This window comes from Ruegeria sp. YTSC004 (genome assembly GCF_059609805.1).
The window spans coordinates 72,797-88,185 of sequence record NZ_JBXWMJ010000011.1 but is presented as its reverse complement, the minus strand read 5'-3'; the positions used below and the strand labels follow the sequence as shown (position 1 = coordinate 88,185).

Below are 15,389 nucleotides of genomic sequence, written 5' to 3'. Positions count from 1 at the left end.
GCTGCCCATTCTGAGCTGGGTACAGACCATCGCAACACTTAACCCCTAACGGCAGTTTGCGGGCAATGTTGCCCTGGGCGCGAGCATATAGTTTTCATTCCAAAACAACGCAGCACGGTCTTGACCATACTCAGTTGCACATTTAGTCAAAATTGATCTGCCCGCTGGGACGACCCGGCCCAACAAGGGCATTTCTTCAGGACGACCTGGCAAATTGGAGGTCGAACACGACAACTAAAACCAAACAAGCTAGGAAACTGATCGAGGGTAGACCTGCCCTAATCGTAATCGACATTCAAAAGAGCACGTTTATTGATAACAGCGAAGTACGCTCCATCGACAACATGCCGGGCTACAAAGAGCGCATGATCGCTGCGCCTGATTTGGTTGATGCCGCACATGATTACAATGTGCCAGTCATTTTCATCCAAGAAGTCCATCGTCCCGATAGGATAGACTTCGGCCGTGAACTGGATGGTGACGAAGACATACACTGTCTCGAAGGCGATCCAAGAACGGAGGTTGCAAAAGATGAGATGGGATATCGCAAAGGTGACTACATCGTCCCGAAGCGACGGTATTCTGCATTTTTCGGAACCGATTTCGAAATCCTGCTACGAGGTTTAAAGGTAGACACACTTTTGTTGTGCGGCGGGCTGACAGATGTTTGTGTGCACTACACATTCGTCGATGGCCACCAATCAGACTACTTCTGCCGCGTAGTAGAAGATTGCGTTGGCGGGTCATCTGTCCAAGCCCATGAAGCTGCTCTCAAAGCTATGGAATATCTACAAACTGGCGCTGTTCAGAGCCGAGAAGCAGTGATCAATGCGATTACGTCGCTCTAAATTGCAATCGAAACGTTAGTGCCAGTTGGGGTGCATAGTTTTTTTGGGTGCGGAAGCGCAGGAGCCGAGGTTTGTTATGAGGCTCTGGTTTGGAGTAATGGGAAGATTTTAACCGTAGGATCGTCGCAAGAGTAAGCCCGCGCGGCGCTAGCGGTTGTTTACGCGCCTGGCCTAATGGGCCAGAACTTTTGGATTGAGCTTTATCTAGTCTATCGTGAACAGCTCCTGTCTTTCAGCAACACCGCGCAATCTGTATTGCCCCAGGGAAACAAGACTTGGAATGGAGCCCACCAAGTCGCCTGCCACCTTATCGGAAACCACAATGTTCTGATCAAGCGCGCTGCACATGCCTAAAATGCGCGAAGTTGTGTTTACCGCTGGGCCGACCACTGTGAAATCTAAGCGAGATCTACCGCCGATGTTGCCGTAAAGAACATCGCCTGCGTGCAACGAAAGAGTGAAGCCGGTCATTGGCAAACCATCCGCTTGCCGTCGTTGGTTGAGTTCCTCAAAGGTATCTCGCAACTCCGCTGCCGCGTGAATTACGACGCGGCGAGCGTCCGGAACTTGATTGATATCGAAGATGGCAAGCATTCCATCTCCCATGAATTTCAAAACGTTACCGCCATTGCGTTCGACTACGTCAACACCTTCCGCGAAGTAGTCGTTTAGCAATTCTATGATTGAGTCCCCCGGAAGCGCCTCTGACAATTTGGTAAATCCTTGCAAGTCAAAATACCAAATCACCGCTGAAATAGTTTCCGATGAACCTCGGGTGATGTCCCCGGAAAGAACGCGCCTGCTGGCGTCCTTGCCCAGATATGCGGCTGTAATGTCTTCAGCCATCAGTCGGTTCGCCCCACATTTCAGCGTCAGGCAAAGTGGAGATATCAGTTGACGCAAACCATCAAGTTGCTCGCTTGTGAATCCCCCGCTCGCGTCGGTTGTCAACGAGATTATAGCACCTTCATAGGCCTGCATTGGATCGACTGGCGTAGTATTGTCCTGAATAAGGAAAAACCGTTTAACAGCGAAGTAGTCAGTTGCACCGCGCTCGCGAAGTTCGTCGAAGATCGGAAAGTTGAGCGCGGGTTCTTCGACTGTCAGATCTTGTCTGATCTCTTAAACGTTGTTTGCCAAAAGATAGTAAATCGGGCTTAGAACGTATTCCTCAGGCGCATCCGTTCTTCGGACAAAGTTCTCTCGCTCATGACCGCCATCCCTGTGCCAGCGGAAAGCGACTGTCCCAATCTCGGGATGATGAGCGCGCACAGTAATGTTTGCTCTCAGAAGCGGAATCCCTGCCGAAACAAGACGTTTGCAGAATGCTTCCAACCAGGTTTCAACCGGCGCATTCTCCAAGCCCTGTTGAACCAGCCAATCGGCTAAGTCCTTTATGGCGGCTGTGAGTTCCCAGTCTTGGATTAATGGAGCTGCCATGATGACCTCACGATGAGATGTCTGAACAGTTTGTTACTAGTCTAATTCAGTTCAAGTACACATCAAATTCAATTCTCCCACTGCGCTTGCAGCCCTAAGGTATATGCTGATCTTGTGGCGTATTGCACACGCGACACCGGGGCAATGGCCGCAATTCATCAGGAATTGCTGGCGATGTGAGCTGTGGCGCGTACCGCAAGACTTTTGCGACTGAGCTTTGCGGGGTATCTGTGTGATCTGTCGGCATTGAGGCAACCGAAATACTCAATCTTGCCACTCCAACCGATACAAGACGTGGTGACCGCGTAGACCTTTCAGGAGTCTGGGTTCTATTTCAGAAAATGAGAAATCGGTTCGTCCTCCGACCATGGCGCGAGTCGCATCTGAAACGAGTATCTCGCCTGCCGCACCAACCGTGGTTATGCGTGAAGCTTTGTTGACCACAGTGCCAAAAAAATCTCCACGAGATTGCACGACATCGCCAGTGTGAATTCCAATCCGCACACCGAAAGACGGCTCCTCGGAAGCCGGTGCAATGGCCTTCTGAATCTTGACAGCGGCCGTTAGCGCTTCCTTCGCGGACGGAAAGACGGACAACGTTCCGTCTCCAAGGGATTTCACGAACTGGCCATGATACTTTTCAATGATCGCCGCCAAGACTTGGAAGTGATTTTCGATCAGCACCGACCAGCGCTGATCGCCCAACGCCTCCGCCAACGTTGTACTGCCTTCTACATCAGTGAAAAGTACTGAAGCCAAACCTTCGGTTTGGATCAGCTCGGGTCCATCTTCGCGCGCAGCATCAACAAGTTTTTGGATGGCCAGCTGCTCTTTACCCACGAGTTCAATATTTGGAGTTGGCACTGAAGCGTGGCGATTGATGATCTTCCAGGCTGCTCCCTCCAGGACAAAAATCAGAACGGTGCGGTAAAAGACGGCTTCATCAAAGCCGACAAACTGAATCTTGTGGACGAAGGATGACCATCCCGTCTCTCCGTTTTCGGAGGCCTCAGCTTCAACTTCTTCGAAAACGACGGGAGCGGGGATCTCCGCGAAAAAGCCGCTAACCCCATCGCGAACTGCTTGCCCGCTCCAAAACTCTCCTTCGCCTGTCCCAACAAACCGTAGTTCATCTGCCTTCGACAGAAAATCCTGCAACTCGTCAGTATTCTTTTTGGTTCTGAGTATTTCATACCAACGCCTCGAAACTGCCAGCAGTTCAGGTGAGGAACGTATCATCACAAATGACTCGAGACGCTAAATGGAATGAGACTTACAAGGTCTTGCAACCGGGATCTCCATTTTCGAAAGATGCAGGTCAATGCTGCCGCTGAGGTTTGGTCAGATCAAGACTTTTGTATTTCTCTAAAACGGAGCGCATAAGACGCAGATCAAAAGACGCACGTCGGTTCAGAGCGAACTATCGACGGAGTATCTGAGTTCGAGTCCGGATCACAGGGTATCGAATCGTTTCGCTGTCGGAGAGCTACTCGGCGCTGCACTGACCCGCAAAAAAGGATACTTCAGTCTTTTTGGCACACGCTAAGCTAGAAGGTTCCCAGAACTACGCGGTGAATTTCTAAGTGCAGCACGCTCTGTCTTGACATGGTTATGCGAACTGGTTCAGCTTGCGGTCATGACGTTCACACGCATCCACTGCCATCGAATATCGGCCTGAGGTCGATAACCCACGCAAAATCCGTGGGAGGCAGCATTGGTATGCGGGCGAGGCTTATATCCTTGTAATTGCTCCAGATTAGAGTGCACGATTCGGTTCGATTCCGACGCCTCCTACCATCCCCTGGAGGAGTCCGACATGGCGGACGATGTTACTAACACAATTGACTTCAACGATATCAAGCAATCGGTCGAGGAGAGCCTCGGTCGCACACCCGAAGGCTGGTCAGGCTTGGTCACGGCGCTGTTCACAGAGGTTAAAGAATACTGTGATCAGAAGGATGCCACCTACCCCTTCATCCTCCAGATCAAAGAGAACCTCGGCGAGCTCCGCATCTACCACCGGTGTGATGATCGACAAATTCAGTCGATGATCACCGCCACAATTGCACGAGCAATTCGTACCTGTGAACGATGCTCAAACGCTGCTGAGACCCAACTTCTGGACGGCTGGTACACGACACTTTGCTGCTGGTGCGCGCATGATGTCGCGAGCAAGCGCCACCCCGAAAGGAAGAGGTTCTTTGGCGTTCGAAAGAAGCCCGTTCGGGACAGGTTGACCTGCTCAATTTGTGGATATTTCGGTCAGATCGACCGAACGGATGACCGTAATCGGTGCCCCGCGTGCGTGAAGCAGAACTGGTGATGACCGCCGAACAACAAGTGAACTTCAATAAGATTATGGAAGACTACGATGATGAGGACTACGCCCGGAAGCTCATGAATACGGGCTCGCGGGCCACCGGTCATGTCCCGCCGATTGCCATTTGCCATATCCCGGGAGGGGTCTTCCATCTCAACAAGACCAAGTTCTGGAGAATGTGACTGATGGATGATGTCGAAAAGAGCTGGAAGGAATTCCGGGAAAAGGTCCGAGGTGTGATCGAGGACCATGGAGCGCCAGATGATCTCCGCTCATTTGACGCCTGGTACGCCGAGGAGATGCGTTTGGTGATGGCGCACAACTACCCAGCTCCGCACGTCTCTGACGTTACATGGTCGACCGAGGTTCCACATGTCGAGTGTGATGACCGCGAAGTGGTCGACCGTATGATGACTGCTATGGCGGAGGTTTCACACGATCTCAAAGAGGCGCGGGCCCGGCGGTCAGTGATGAGCAGTATTGTCGGCTGGAATGATATTCATGGAAGCGTCTTCAAGCAGCTTGGTGAGTATCGTGCCGGGTGGGCGGAGCAGCTTACGCTTGCACTTGAGAAAGTGAAGAGGTTGATCGACGAGCAGCCCGACCTGTTTGGTGATGAACACCCGTCCATCGTTCAGATCAAACAGAAATGGGGAGGCTTGCGCGTCTATGAGCGCCCGGGCTGCAACCAGGCTGCGAGTGAAGAGATTCAATGGCGTGTCGATCAGATTGAGCAAACCTGTGAAGGTTGTTCTAATTCTGCCCAACGCCAGAACATCCTTGATGTTTGTGACGACGCTTTGCATCTGGTGCTACAATGATGCTCTGCGGCGGCGATTTGAGGGCGCCGAAGAATCCTGGCCCGACAGCCTTAGGCTAGACATTGTGGAAAACTATCCAGACCTCGTTTCTCCGGATTGCGCATCTCTTGTTCCTGCTGTCGGAAAGGGCTGGCTCGCCATGATTTCGCAAGCACTCCACAAGCTTTCCTTCAGTCAGGATTTCAGGGCACTGGACCCTGGAACTATTCAGATCTTGGATATTAAGAAAGGCCAGGATGGCCAGATTTTCATCGGTTTCAGTCGATACCACGATCTCATCCAGGAGTACGCTGACTGGATGGAATTTCGATGCGGTGTGACGTGTGAAGAGTGGGGCCTCGTTGGTGACATCGTTCGGACAGCCGACAGGTCTCAAGTGCTCTGTTCTCACTGTTACTGTACTCGGGAGAAGTCTGATGGGTGATGATGACGACGTTGAGCTGGATGAACAAACCTTGCGTTTGCTTAGGCTTCGGGAGGCTGAAATTGCGGCCGGTCGAGCAAAACTTACCAAGCCGATTACCTCGGATGAGATCCGGTCGCGAAAGGTGCCTGATCCGAAGGGTAAGCCAGATGAGTGACGAGACTGCAGAAGAGGAAATCCCAATTTTCGTAATCTGCGAGACTTTGGTGAACGGCCAACTTCGAGAGATTGAAGGAAAACAGATCACTGTAAAACCAAACAAGATCTTAGTCTTGACGATCAGTGTCGAGGATGTTGAGCGATGACAGATGATTTTTCAGAAGAAGAGACCTTCGGGCGCCCGTTAAAGGATGTTCCTCTAAGTGACTTGATCGCAGAGTTGCAAGCTCGTCGCAAAGAGGGTCCGGAGGTCTGGCTTGCATTGCGCAAAATGATTTTCGAGCAAATCGCCGATTTTGCACAGCGTCCGGCCGACGCGCCCAAATGGCGGGATGAATGGGTCAAAGAGAACACCTGGGATCTAGTGACTGACGACGATGATGTTGAGATCACAGATGGTAGCGGCAACGTGTTCGACGACCTCGGGAACGAAGACCCAAGGAAGAAGACTTAGTGATGGGGCCCGAGCATTTCAGCTTGATCTTATCCGCCGTGATCATTGTCGCGTTGGCGATCTACGTCAGACACATCGTCCACACCGCTGGAAAAGATCGCGAAGTCGATCCAGAGCAAGTGCAAAGGATCATGCGAGATCTGGACTACGGCCACCTGGACCGAGTGATCAACCGGCGAAGGAAGGGGTAGCGGGATGTTGAAGGTGGTTGTCTATGTTGGTGATCAAGAGGTCGCCCGAGCTGTGGCTGAGAACGATTCAGAACTCGCGGAAGTGTCTGATTACAATATTCGAATGAACGAACGGGCCGCTGAACAGCTGGGCATTCAGGAAAAAGGCCTTGGCGGCAGAATTGAAGACCACCCACGAAATCAAACTGTTTGGTCGCTTGTTCGCAAGATCGTGGACATGTGGCTGCTAACAACCGGAGTGGATATGGAAAGCGCTCAGGCAAAGCTGCCGCCGTTGATCCGTGAGTCCATTCGCGAACCTGAATAGAGGGTCGAAAAGGAATCGAACCAGAGCGAAGATTGGAATGCTGTGATCAAGCAGATTTCTGATGACGAGCCGTATTCCCTAGGCTTCTACACTGACAAATTTGAGTCGTGGACAGCGGACGAGATTGAAGCTCTTCGATGTGATGTGGTTGAGACAGTAACAGAAGAAGAACTAATGGCCGAGGTCGAACGCCGGCGAGGAGCTGATCTACTGCCCAAGGCGGCCTCGAATGATGGCTTCTCAGATCTGGTTGACGATTTCTGGGGCAAACTCGATACAGACCCAGACCGCTAGTACAGCTTACCTGCCGTCATTACCCAATTTTTGACATCTGAAGTCTATGGCGACTGTCGTTGTAGTAGTGCGCGCTTCTTCTAAGCGCCTCTCCTGCTAGGAACCAAAGCGCCCCGGATAAGCATTTCCCCAACACTGCTCTGCGGAACCATGAACCACCAGTCTCTACGATGAGCATGGTTGACCGCAACCAGCCCAAACCAGACATGCCACAGTAACACGCGGGACGGGCACTGCCGTTCTTTGCAGTCGCAAAGTAATTCATGGGAAACTCAAAAAGCGGCCATTCAGGTTCAGTATGACGATCTCGACGATCCCGCGGCCGCACCTATGTCTCCGAAGCGCCCTGTAGAATGGTCAGTCTATTGTAGGGTCTGTTCAGCGAGGAAAAACCGACGTCACCTCAGTTTTATTAAAGCCTAACAAAGCCTTAGGTAGTACAGGAGTAGACATCAACGTTTACGGATAAGCAGAGGGCGTTGCATCTCACAAACGCACCTTAATCTGTTTTTCGGGCAGTGCGAAAAGCGATCATGGTTAAGTCATCCAAACGTTCTTCATTCGTACTATGATCTTGGTAAGCGCCGTGAATAGCCGACAATAGATCTTCCGAACACGACCACTCTTCCTGTTCGAATACAGATACAACTTTCTGGAAGCCAAAAGCCAAACGTTTTTCTCCACCTAATTGATCAATCAACCCATCAGTTGAAATAAAAAAATCTGCTATTTGATCCATTTGAACTTCGTGTTCCAAGAATTTTGGACCAATTGGAGTATCCACATACCCAATGCTCAGCTTATCGCCTCGGATTCGGTCAATTCCAGTCTTGGATTTGACCAAAAGAGACATGTGCGCGCCTGCAAACGTCGCAACCCCTTTTGCTGAATCGATCTGGCATATCGCAGCGTCCATGCCGTCGTTAGAAGTCCCGTTTGCAGTATCCTGATTTAAAAGTGCACGCGTCAAGTCGCTCAACTTGGACAGCGCCAGTGACGGGCTAAGCGTTTCATTTTCGAAGTAGAGCCGCTCGAGTGTAGCGATTGCCAACATGGTCATGAAGCCTCCGGGAACGCCATGTCCAGTACAGTCAATTACGGCGAGCGTCGTAATTGGGCCATCCGTTTTGATCCAGTAGATGTCCCCACCAACCAAATCGCGTGGTTCCCATATGACAGCGAAATCAGCAAAGGCGGCCTTGCACTGGCTTGTCGTGGGCAGCAAACCCTGCTGAATTCGCGTGGCATAGTTTACGCTTGCGACGATCTGGTGGTGCGCCTCGCGGATTTCATTGACACGTTCAACCTCGCGATCCAGCATTGAGTTATAGCTTTGAACAACCTTGCCAATCTCATCTTCTGACTCGTATGGGACAATTTGAGGGTCATCGTATCGCTCGAACTTTTCAATGGCTTTCAACATTTGGCCGAGAGGTCTGTTGATGAGCCAAAGAAATGCAGCAGCGCCTGCTAAGATGAGCGCAAATCCCCCGAGAACTCCAAGAAGGACCACAACCCCCACTTCTGTCCTTAACTCATCGTTCAAGATCGCCTGATCAATTCGGGCCAACATCGTTGTCGGCCCTGCGGCCGTCGGAACAGAAACGACGATGTCTAAACCAGGTTTTTTTATCTTGTCGCATCCTATAGCAGGCCAGGAAACCAAGGTTTCTGAGCTTTGCTCTAACCTCTGTTCGGCGCAAATAACGTAAGGAAAACCCGAATAGACAGCCAGCAGGCTCGTTGCTTGCACAAGACTTCCTGCTTCAACCAATTCAGCCAACGGACGCGCGATCCGATTGGCAATCGTTGCAACTTCCGCGGCAACCTGATCCGTTTGAGCTTGCTTTTTGAATTCATAGTAAAAAAGAAGCACAATGGCATTTAACACGCCTCCGAGCAGGAGCGTCGCCAGAATATGCTTCAGAAATATTCGGCGCTTCAAAGATGTCCAGAGTTTACGCACTAAATGCCTCTATAGTGTCCGGCATCTAGTTCCCGATGTTCTTCATCGCGGCCTGAAGAGCGCCACGATTGTTGACGATCATCTGTACAACTTTGTAATCCCCGGAAACTTCACGCACAAGAAAGTCCGCCGTCACGGTATCGCCATCTTCGGTTATCATTTCAGAGCAGACGAAATAGTCACTTCCCGCAAGAAGAACCATGGGATGAACATTCGCAGGGTAAACGGTTTCAAACGCGTTGGTGGTCGTATCCAGATACGTGTAAGAACCGTCGACCATTACCCCATCGACATGCGAAATCATGGCGGATTGGAGCTTTGCCTTGATCTCTGTTGGAATGTCGGCGGCTGTAGCCGGGTCGGACGATATTACTACGGCAACCACACACAATAGCCTAATCATATAAACCTCCCCACTAACAACACTGCACAATTGATACACTGAAAATGCATAAATGTGTATCTTATGATATTAAGACCTGAATTGAACTTGGTGCCACCCAAGCATGACCAAGGGGAACAGATGCTTGCAAGCGAAGTCTATGATCTACGCGCCAACCTGCGCCGACAAGGTGTTGTCTTTGCATACAGTGGTTATGTAACCGAAGGTATCCTCAGTGGTGTTGGCGATGCGTTAAAGCAGAAATTAGTGTCTGAAGATGCTGACACAAAAACTCTCCGAAGCGTTTTCGCTGTTTTCGTAGAGCAAATGCAGAACATCATCAGATATTCAGTCGAACGGCTATCAGCCGACGGTGAGACCGAGGTACTGGATATAAGTTACGGCATCGTGACCATAGGAAATGAGGCCAACGGCTATGTCGTTCATGCGGGCAATCTGATCCTTTTGAGTGACGTAGACAACATGCGAAAACGACTTTCCGAACTACGCGCCATGAATCGTGAGGAGCTTAGGGCTGCGTACAAAGGCCAACTCCGGTCAGAAACTGACGCCGTCAGCAATAATGCAGGTATCGGGTTAATTGAAATTGCGCGTCGAGCGTCAAGGCCAATCGAGTTTGATTTTATGCGGATTGACGATCAGCACGCATTCTTCGCACTCAAAGCGACGATTTAAGAGGGTACGAATGCAGAAAATTGATATCCCAGCAACAAACCGCACCCCGGCCGTGGCGTTCGATTTTGACGTTGGCCACCTCAAACTGATTGGGGAATCCTACCCTGAGGATGTTACGACGTTTTACAACCCGTTGTTTGATGCTTTGAAAAGTTGGTTGTCGGATGGTTTAATGTCCAAATGTCGTTTTGACTTTGAACTCATCTATTTCAATTCGTCCAGCGCCAAGGCCATCATGATGATCATGGAGCTTTTGGATTCCGCTGCTGAGGCGGGGAATAGAGTTGACGTCTATTGGTTTCACGACCCCGAAGACGCGACCATGGAAGAACTTGGGGAGGAGTTTGGGGAAGACCTGAAACATGCCAAGTTCACACTGGAAAAGTTGTCGGATCGATGACTATCGACGATCTCTTTGTTCGCGAGAATGAGGCTTTGGAAGTCGCGGAAGCAGCTATAAACAGTGGACAGTTTCCGAATGATGAAACACGCAAATCAATTGAAAACCTTGTCGGAGAATACAGAAAGCTGCTCAGAACCACGCGGCGCATGATGCGATTGAGTGATCGTAACGAGCGGGAACTGAATGCATTAGCCGAAAAACAGCGCATCGCCGCCGAAGAGGTTGCCCAAAAGAACCAAGAGCTGGAGGCATTGTCAGGAAAGCTTGCCAAATACTTATCGCCTCAAGTCTACAACTCGATCTTTTCCGGTCGCCAAGAAGTTAAACTCGCGAGTAAGCGAAAAAAGCTGACAGTGTTTTTCTCGGACGTCGCCGGCTTCACAGAGCTTACGGATCAGATGGAGTCGGAAGATTTAACAGAACTCCTGAACAGCTACCTGACCGAAATGGCGGAAGTCGCTCTGAACCACGGTGCGACGATAGATAAGTTTATCGGGGACGCAATCCTTGTTTTCTTTGGAGACCCGGAGACTAAAGGGGTGCGGGAAGATGCTTTGGCATGTGTGAGAATGGCAATTGCAATGCGAGACAAGTTGACAGAGTTGCGGGCAAAATGGATTCGTCATGGAATAAGGCAACATTTACAATGCCGTATAGGTATCAATACAGGCTTTTGTACGGTTGGGAATTTTGGAAGTGACGACCGAATGGATTACACCATTATCGGCGGCTCTGTGAACGTGGCATCAAGGTTGGAGCATCAGGCCGAGGAAGGAGAGATTTACATCTCGTACGAAACCTGGGCGCACGTGAACCACGAAATAGAGACCGAAGAAGTTGGAGCTATCCAAGTCAAAGGCGTGGCTCAACCTGTCATGACATACCGTGTCTTGGGTCAAAAGAAATCGAGACCGCGCGCAGAAAAAGTAGTATATGAAAACCCGAATTTTCAAATGGTGTTGGACCCGAGCTCGATGACACCAGAAGAACGCGCCGCAAGCTTAGAGATACTTAAAACGGCTCTTGCATCACTCCGCAAAAACTAACACTGAGGTCTCGCAGCCAGTGTTTGAACGTGTCTCAGAAAATTCCCACGAATTCTCAAGAATTGTTCCATGCCGTGGACAAGGTCAGTTTTGTTCATACATCTGAATTAGATGTAACCTGCCTCAAAGGTAGCTTCGCCCGCGGACTGTGAGCTCACCCAACCCAAAAGATTGCTCTTGCAGCGGACGGCTGCAATGCGATCTGCGACCGCAGAATAAAGACCTACCCTTGAATTCAGAAGAGAGCTGTTCGCCAAACTTTGCAAAGCCCGCTTTCTGCGCATCGCAGACCTTCGCGAGAATCCCAGGTTCCTTAGGGAGGCCCTTTGCGGGATTGAGCAATGCAAAGGGCCATTACCGCAACGACTATGCCATATACTAATTGAATTCGTCGCTAATGCAGACAAACGCACAGCGCAAAACTATGGGCGAACTACGCAAACTTATGGGGTGTGCGAAGTGCTATGCGCAAACCTACAAAATCCTAGAAATCCAGGTTCTCCACGCTCAGGGCATTTTGCTGGATGAACTCGCGGCGTGGTTCCACCACGTCGCCCATCAGTTTGGTGAACAGATCATCCGCTTCGACCATGTCGTCCACCCGCACCTGCAAAAGCGTACGTGCGTCCGGGTCCAGCGTCGTTTCCCAGAGCTGATCCGGGTTCATCTCACCCAGACCCTTGTAGCGCTGCAGCGACAAGCCCTTTTCACCTTCTTCCAGAATGGCGCGCAGCAGATCCAACGGGCCGTGAATTGCCTGTGACCGGTCGCGACGGACCAGCGTAGCCGGGGTGTTGTAGATCTCTTGCAGACTTTGCGTGAAGCTGCCGGTCTTGCGCGCCTCGCCCGAGCGCAGCATCGGACCGTCCAAGGTACGCACCTCTTCCACGCCGCGCAAAATACGGGCAAGACGAATTCCGTGATCCTGTGTGATCCGGCCCTGCCAGCCGCGTTCGTATTCCAGCGCGATGAGGTCGAGACGCGCGGCGACCTTGTCTGCAACGCCCTGCAAATCCGCATCGACCGCGCCTGGCACGAAGGCACCTGCAACGGCGGCCTGTTCCAGGATGTGGCGTGGATAATGGGTTGGGAAGGCGTCCAAAACGCGCTTCAACTGACGCGCTTCGTCGACAATGCGCGTCAGATCCTGACCCAAGATCTCTTCGCCAGAACCGAGCTTCAGAACTGCCCCTTCGACACCTTGGTTGACCAGGTATTCATCCATCGCCGCCTGATCCTTCAGGTACACTTCGGATTTACCGCGCGCCACTTTGTAAAGCGGCGGTTGGGCGATGTAGAGATAACCGCCCTCAATCAGCTCAGGCATCTGCCGGTAAAAAAACGTCAACAGCAATGTCCGGATATGCGCACCGTCGACGTCCGCATCGGTCATGATGACGATTTTATGATAGCGCAGTTTTTCGATATTGAACTCGTCTCGCCCGATCCCGGTACCCAGCGCCATGACGAGGTTGCCGATTTCCTGAGATGACAACATCCGGTCAAACCGTGCACGTTCAACGTTCAGGATTTTACCCTTGAGAGGCAAAATTGCCTGAGTTTGCCGATCGCGGCCCGTTTGCGCTGATCCGCCCGCGGAATCACCCTCAACCAGGAAGACTTCGGTTTTGGTCGGGTCCTTTTCCGAACAATCCTTGAGCTTACCGGCCAGAAAATTCACATCCATCGCCGTTTTGCGGCGGGTCAGCTCGCGCGCCTTGCGGGCAGCTTCACGTGCCAGAGCGGCCTCGATAATTTTGCCAACGATAATCTTGGCCACGTTCGGATTTTCTTCGAACCATTCAGCCAGCTTTTCGTTCATCAGACCTTCGACTGCAGGGCGCACTTCGGATGACACCAGCTTGTCCTTGGTCTGGGACGAGAATTTAGGGTCGGGGACTTTGACCGACAGCACACAGGTCAGACCCTCGCGCGCATCGTCGCCGGTAAAGCTGACCTTTTCCTTTTTCGCGATCCCGCTGGTCTGGGCGTAGTTGTTGATGGTCCGGGTCAGCGCACCGCGGAAACCGGCAATATGGGTTCCGCCATCGCGCTGTGGGATGTTGTTGGTGAAGGGCAGGACTGTCTCGTGATAGCTGTCGTTCCACCACATGGCGATTTCGACACCGATATCGTCACGCTCACCCTTGATATAGATCGGTTCGGGCATCGCGGACGTCTTGGAGCGGTCCAGGTATTTGACAAATTCCTTGACGCCGCCTTCGTAAAACAGCTCGGTCTCCAACCGCTCTGCCGGGCGTTCATCAATCAGAATGATCCGTACACCCGAGTTCAGGAAGGCCAGTTCGCGCAGACGCTTTTCCAGCGTCTCGAATGAATATTCCAGGTTTGAGAACGTATCCAACGACGCCAGAAACCGCACCTCGGTTCCGGTCCGGTCACCGCAGTCAGCGACAACTTTCAGGTGTTCAACCGTCTCACCGCCCTCGAACCGTGCGACGTGTTCTTTGCCGTTACGCCAGACGCGCAATTCCAGCCAGTTCGACAACGCGTTCACAACCGAAACGCCAACGCCATGCAGGCCGCCCGAAACCTTGTAGGAATTGCTGTCGAACTTGCCGCCGGCATGCAGCTGGGTCATGATCACTTCGGCGGCAGAAACACCTTCTTCGGGGTGAATATCGACGGGAATTCCGCGGCCGTTATCGCTGACAGATACACTGGAGTCGGCGTGAATTTTGACGGTTACATGGTCAGCGTGACCGGCCAAAGCTTCGTCAATTCCATTGTCCACGACCTCGTACACCATATGGTGCAGGCCCGAGCCATCGTCCGTGTCGCCGATATACATACCGGGGCGCTTTCGAACTGCCTCTAACCCTTTGAGAACTTTAATGGAATCTGCACCGTATTCCTGGGGTGCCTGTGCGTCTTCGGACATGCCGTCAGTACCTATATTATTTTGGTAACTTATACGTTTTCTGGGGGGGATTGTCACGCGCTACCCCAACATTTTGTGTCGGTCTTGCGTGATTTCGTTTCTTTCGGCAGCTGACTGCCGAATCCCTATAAACGGTCGATATCGGCCGCTATATCCGCTGCGATTTCATGGGCGTCGACATCACTGCGCTCGGCCGACAACCGCAGCCCCAAAAGGTCAGATTGATAGCGCGTCGCCAGTCGGTTCGGATCGTGGCTTAGGGCGATATCCTCGGCCTCTTGCGCCTGACGGAACAGGTCCGCAAAACAGGCCTTCATCTCGGACATGAGGATACCCGCCTGCCCCGCCAGTTCGTGATCCTTGGCCTGCAATTCAGCATAGGTCTTAGCTAACATGCAGGCTTTTGCTGGCGCTCCGCTGGCCTCGATCACCAAACGCGGCTGCGCCTTCAAAGCTTCCAATGGTCCTAACCGGTCAGCCAGAGCCTTCAGTCGCGCGACACCCTCTTGTGCGTAGCGTTGCAGTGCCAGCCCATACAAAGCATCCTTGGACCCAAATGCCGCATAGAAACTGCCGGGTTTCAACTTCAACTCGCGTTCAAGGTCTTTCAGGGATGTGCCAGCCCAACCCTGACGCCAGAAGATATCCCTGGCCCGGGCAATCAGGTCATCACGGTCATATTCGGGTTTGCGAGGCATCATCTTCACCAATTCTTGAACGGTTGCTCAAATATATA

20 protein-coding genes are annotated in these 15,389 nt (G+C 51.8%); 12 read left to right on the top strand and 8 right to left on the bottom strand.

What is annotated here, in order from left to right:
- Window positions 1–206: 206 nt before the first annotated feature.
- Window positions 207–848, top strand: coding sequence for a cysteine hydrolase family protein (locus AC2FFP_RS18310; RefSeq protein WP_496881343.1), 642 nt, complete (start codon window positions 207–209; stop codon window positions 846–848).
- 204 nt (window positions 849–1,052) lie between these two features.
- Here AC2FFP_RS18310 and AC2FFP_RS18305 read toward each other — a convergent pair whose 3' ends face one another.
- The 3 genes from AC2FFP_RS18305 to AC2FFP_RS18295 all read right to left on the bottom strand — a co-directional run bounded on the left by AC2FFP_RS18305 (window position 1,053) and on the right by AC2FFP_RS18295 (window position 3,527).
- Window positions 1,053–1,694: an adenylate/guanylate cyclase domain-containing protein gene (locus AC2FFP_RS18305; RefSeq protein WP_496780721.1), complete on the bottom strand. Its 642-nt coding sequence runs from the start codon at window positions 1,692–1,694 to the stop codon at window positions 1,053–1,055.
- A 276-nt stretch (window positions 1,695–1,970) separates the two neighbouring features.
- Window positions 1,971–2,288 carry a hypothetical protein gene (locus tag AC2FFP_RS18300; RefSeq protein WP_496769862.1) on the bottom strand — a complete coding sequence of 106 codons (318 nt, stop codon included), beginning with the start codon at window positions 2,286–2,288 and terminating at the stop codon, window positions 1,971–1,973.
- 264 nt (window positions 2,289–2,552) lie between these two features.
- Window positions 2,553–3,527 carry an adenylate/guanylate cyclase domain-containing protein gene (locus tag AC2FFP_RS18295; RefSeq protein WP_496881327.1) on the bottom strand — a complete coding sequence of 325 codons (975 nt, stop codon included), beginning with the start codon at window positions 3,525–3,527 and terminating at the stop codon, window positions 2,553–2,555.
- Window positions 3,528–4,104: 577 nt separating this feature from the next.
- Here AC2FFP_RS18295 and AC2FFP_RS18290 point away from each other — a divergent pair.
- The 6 genes from AC2FFP_RS18290 (at window position 4,105) to AC2FFP_RS18265 (ending at window position 6,466) form a co-directional block, all read left to right on the top strand.
- Entirely contained in the window at window positions 4,105–4,611 is a 507-nt protein-coding gene (locus AC2FFP_RS18290; protein WP_496769859.1) for a hypothetical protein, read from the top strand.
- Window positions 4,590–4,790 (top strand): hypothetical protein, encoded by a 201-nt coding sequence (locus AC2FFP_RS18285; RefSeq protein ID WP_496769857.1) that lies wholly within the window; start codon window positions 4,590–4,592, stop codon window positions 4,788–4,790. Before AC2FFP_RS18290 ends, AC2FFP_RS18285 begins: the two co-directional genes overlap by 22 nt.
- Before the next feature lie 3 nt (window positions 4,791–4,793).
- Window positions 4,794–5,429 carry a hypothetical protein gene (locus AC2FFP_RS18280; RefSeq protein WP_496769855.1) on the top strand — a complete coding sequence of 212 codons (636 nt, stop codon included), beginning with the start codon at window positions 4,794–4,796 and terminating at the stop codon, window positions 5,427–5,429.
- Window positions 5,430–5,845: 416 nt separating this feature from the next.
- Entirely contained in the window at window positions 5,846–6,010 is a 165-nt protein-coding gene (locus AC2FFP_RS18275; RefSeq protein WP_170334772.1) for a hypothetical protein, read from the top strand.
- On the top strand, window positions 6,003–6,158 hold the full coding sequence (locus tag AC2FFP_RS18270; protein WP_496769854.1) for a hypothetical protein: 156 nt from the start codon (window positions 6,003–6,005) through the stop codon (window positions 6,156–6,158). The genes AC2FFP_RS18275 and AC2FFP_RS18270 overlap by 8 nt, the downstream gene beginning before the upstream one ends.
- The gene (locus tag AC2FFP_RS18265; RefSeq protein WP_496769850.1) at window positions 6,155–6,466 is read left to right on the top strand and encodes a hypothetical protein; all 312 of its coding nucleotides are present in this window, start codon (window positions 6,155–6,157) and stop codon (window positions 6,464–6,466) included. The genes AC2FFP_RS18270 and AC2FFP_RS18265 overlap by 4 nt, the downstream gene beginning before the upstream one ends.
- Window positions 6,467–6,495: 29 nt before the next feature.
- On the opposite strand, the gene AC2FFP_RS18260 is transcribed toward AC2FFP_RS18265, so the two are convergent.
- Window positions 6,496–6,621, bottom strand: coding sequence for a hypothetical protein (locus tag AC2FFP_RS18260; RefSeq protein ID WP_496845059.1), 126 nt, complete (start codon window positions 6,619–6,621; stop codon window positions 6,496–6,498).
- Between the two features lie 40 nt (window positions 6,622–6,661).
- On the opposite strand from AC2FFP_RS18260, the gene AC2FFP_RS18255 reads away from it, so the two are divergent.
- Window positions 6,662–6,964 (top strand): hypothetical protein, encoded by a 303-nt coding sequence (locus AC2FFP_RS18255; protein ID WP_496769848.1) that lies wholly within the window; start codon window positions 6,662–6,664, stop codon window positions 6,962–6,964.
- A gap of 144 nt (window positions 6,965–7,108) precedes the next feature.
- Complete coding sequence (locus tag AC2FFP_RS18250; protein WP_496845061.1) at window positions 7,109–7,258, top strand: hypothetical protein; 150 nt, start codon at window positions 7,109–7,111, stop codon at window positions 7,256–7,258.
- 499 nt (window positions 7,259–7,757) lie between these two features.
- On the opposite strand, the gene AC2FFP_RS18245 is transcribed toward AC2FFP_RS18250, so the two are convergent.
- Window positions 7,758–9,224: a SpoIIE family protein phosphatase gene (locus tag AC2FFP_RS18245; protein ID WP_496768967.1), complete on the bottom strand. Its 1,467-nt coding sequence runs from the start codon at window positions 9,222–9,224 to the stop codon at window positions 7,758–7,760.
- Between the two features lie 25 nt (window positions 9,225–9,249).
- Entirely contained in the window at window positions 9,250–9,627 is a 378-nt protein-coding gene (locus AC2FFP_RS18240) for a hypothetical protein (protein WP_496768965.1), read from the bottom strand.
- A gap of 120 nt (window positions 9,628–9,747) precedes the next feature.
- On the opposite strand from AC2FFP_RS18240, the gene AC2FFP_RS18235 reads away from it, so the two are divergent.
- Genes AC2FFP_RS18235 through AC2FFP_RS18225 form a run of 3 tightly spaced genes read left to right on the top strand, consistent with a single transcriptional unit; the run spans window position 9,748 to window position 11,751 of the window.
- Window positions 9,748–10,302, top strand: a complete 555-nt coding sequence (locus tag AC2FFP_RS18235) for a SiaB family protein kinase (protein WP_496768963.1) — start codon at window positions 9,748–9,750, stop codon at window positions 10,300–10,302.
- 10 nt (window positions 10,303–10,312) lie between these two features.
- Window positions 10,313–10,702: a DUF1987 domain-containing protein gene (locus AC2FFP_RS18230; RefSeq protein ID WP_496768961.1), complete on the top strand. Its 390-nt coding sequence runs from the start codon at window positions 10,313–10,315 to the stop codon at window positions 10,700–10,702.
- A complete protein-coding gene (locus tag AC2FFP_RS18225; protein WP_496724173.1) occupies window positions 10,699–11,751 on the top strand; it encodes an adenylate/guanylate cyclase domain-containing protein in 1,053 nt (350 codons plus the stop codon). Before AC2FFP_RS18230 ends, AC2FFP_RS18225 begins: the two co-directional genes overlap by 4 nt.
- A 484-nt stretch (window positions 11,752–12,235) precedes the next feature.
- Here AC2FFP_RS18225 and gyrB read toward each other — a convergent pair whose 3' ends face one another.
- Window positions 12,236–14,653 carry a DNA topoisomerase (ATP-hydrolyzing) subunit B gene (gyrB, locus tag AC2FFP_RS18220; RefSeq protein ID WP_496724219.1) on the bottom strand — a complete coding sequence of 806 codons (2,418 nt, stop codon included), beginning with the start codon at window positions 14,651–14,653 and terminating at the stop codon, window positions 12,236–12,238.
- A gap of 125 nt (window positions 14,654–14,778) precedes the next feature.
- A complete protein-coding gene (locus AC2FFP_RS18215; protein ID WP_496769686.1) occupies window positions 14,779–15,351 on the bottom strand; it encodes a TetR/AcrR family transcriptional regulator in 573 nt (190 codons plus the stop codon).
- Between the last annotated feature and the right edge of the window lie 38 nt (window positions 15,352–15,389).

What these genes read in the sequence shown, in the direction of transcription:
- AC2FFP_RS18255 (WP_496769848.1), top strand. Translation starts at nt 6,662, where the DNA reads ATGTTGAAGGTGGTTGTCTATGTTGGTGATCAAGAGGTCGCCCGAGCT.
- AC2FFP_RS18290 (WP_496769859.1), top strand. Translation starts at nt 4,105, where the DNA reads ATGGCGGACGATGTTACTAACACAATTGACTTCAACGATATCAAGCAA.
- AC2FFP_RS18235 (WP_496768963.1), top strand. Translation starts at nt 9,748, where the DNA reads ATGCTTGCAAGCGAAGTCTATGATCTACGCGCCAACCTGCGCCGACAA.
- AC2FFP_RS18305 (WP_496780721.1), bottom strand. Translation starts at nt 1,694, where the DNA reads ATGGCTGAAGACATTACAGCCGCATATCTGGGCAAGGACGCCAGCAGG.
- AC2FFP_RS18215 (WP_496769686.1), bottom strand. Translation starts at nt 15,351, where the DNA reads ATGCCTCGCAAACCCGAATATGACCGTGATGACCTGATTGCCCGGGCC.
- AC2FFP_RS18270 (WP_496769854.1), top strand. Translation starts at nt 6,003, where the DNA reads ATGAGTGACGAGACTGCAGAAGAGGAAATCCCAATTTTCGTAATCTGC.
- AC2FFP_RS18240 (WP_496768965.1), bottom strand. Translation starts at nt 9,627, where the DNA reads ATGATTAGGCTATTGTGTGTGGTTGCCGTAGTAATATCGTCCGACCCG.
- AC2FFP_RS18265 (WP_496769850.1), top strand. Translation starts at nt 6,155, where the DNA reads ATGACAGATGATTTTTCAGAAGAAGAGACCTTCGGGCGCCCGTTAAAG.
- AC2FFP_RS18275 (WP_170334772.1), top strand. Translation starts at nt 5,846, where the DNA reads ATGGGTGATGATGACGACGTTGAGCTGGATGAACAAACCTTGCGTTTG.
- gyrB (WP_496724219.1), bottom strand. Translation starts at nt 14,653, where the DNA reads ATGTCCGAAGACGCACAGGCACCCCAGGAATACGGTGCAGATTCCATT.
- AC2FFP_RS18295 (WP_496881327.1), bottom strand. Translation starts at nt 3,527, where the DNA reads ATGATACGTTCCTCACCTGAACTGCTGGCAGTTTCGAGGCGTTGGTAT.
- AC2FFP_RS18225 (WP_496724173.1), top strand. Translation starts at nt 10,699, where the DNA reads ATGACTATCGACGATCTCTTTGTTCGCGAGAATGAGGCTTTGGAAGTC.
- AC2FFP_RS18300 (WP_496769862.1), bottom strand. Translation starts at nt 2,288, where the DNA reads ATGGCAGCTCCATTAATCCAAGACTGGGAACTCACAGCCGCCATAAAG.
- AC2FFP_RS18230 (WP_496768961.1), top strand. Translation starts at nt 10,313, where the DNA reads ATGCAGAAAATTGATATCCCAGCAACAAACCGCACCCCGGCCGTGGCG.
- AC2FFP_RS18280 (WP_496769855.1), top strand. Translation starts at nt 4,794, where the DNA reads ATGGATGATGTCGAAAAGAGCTGGAAGGAATTCCGGGAAAAGGTCCGA.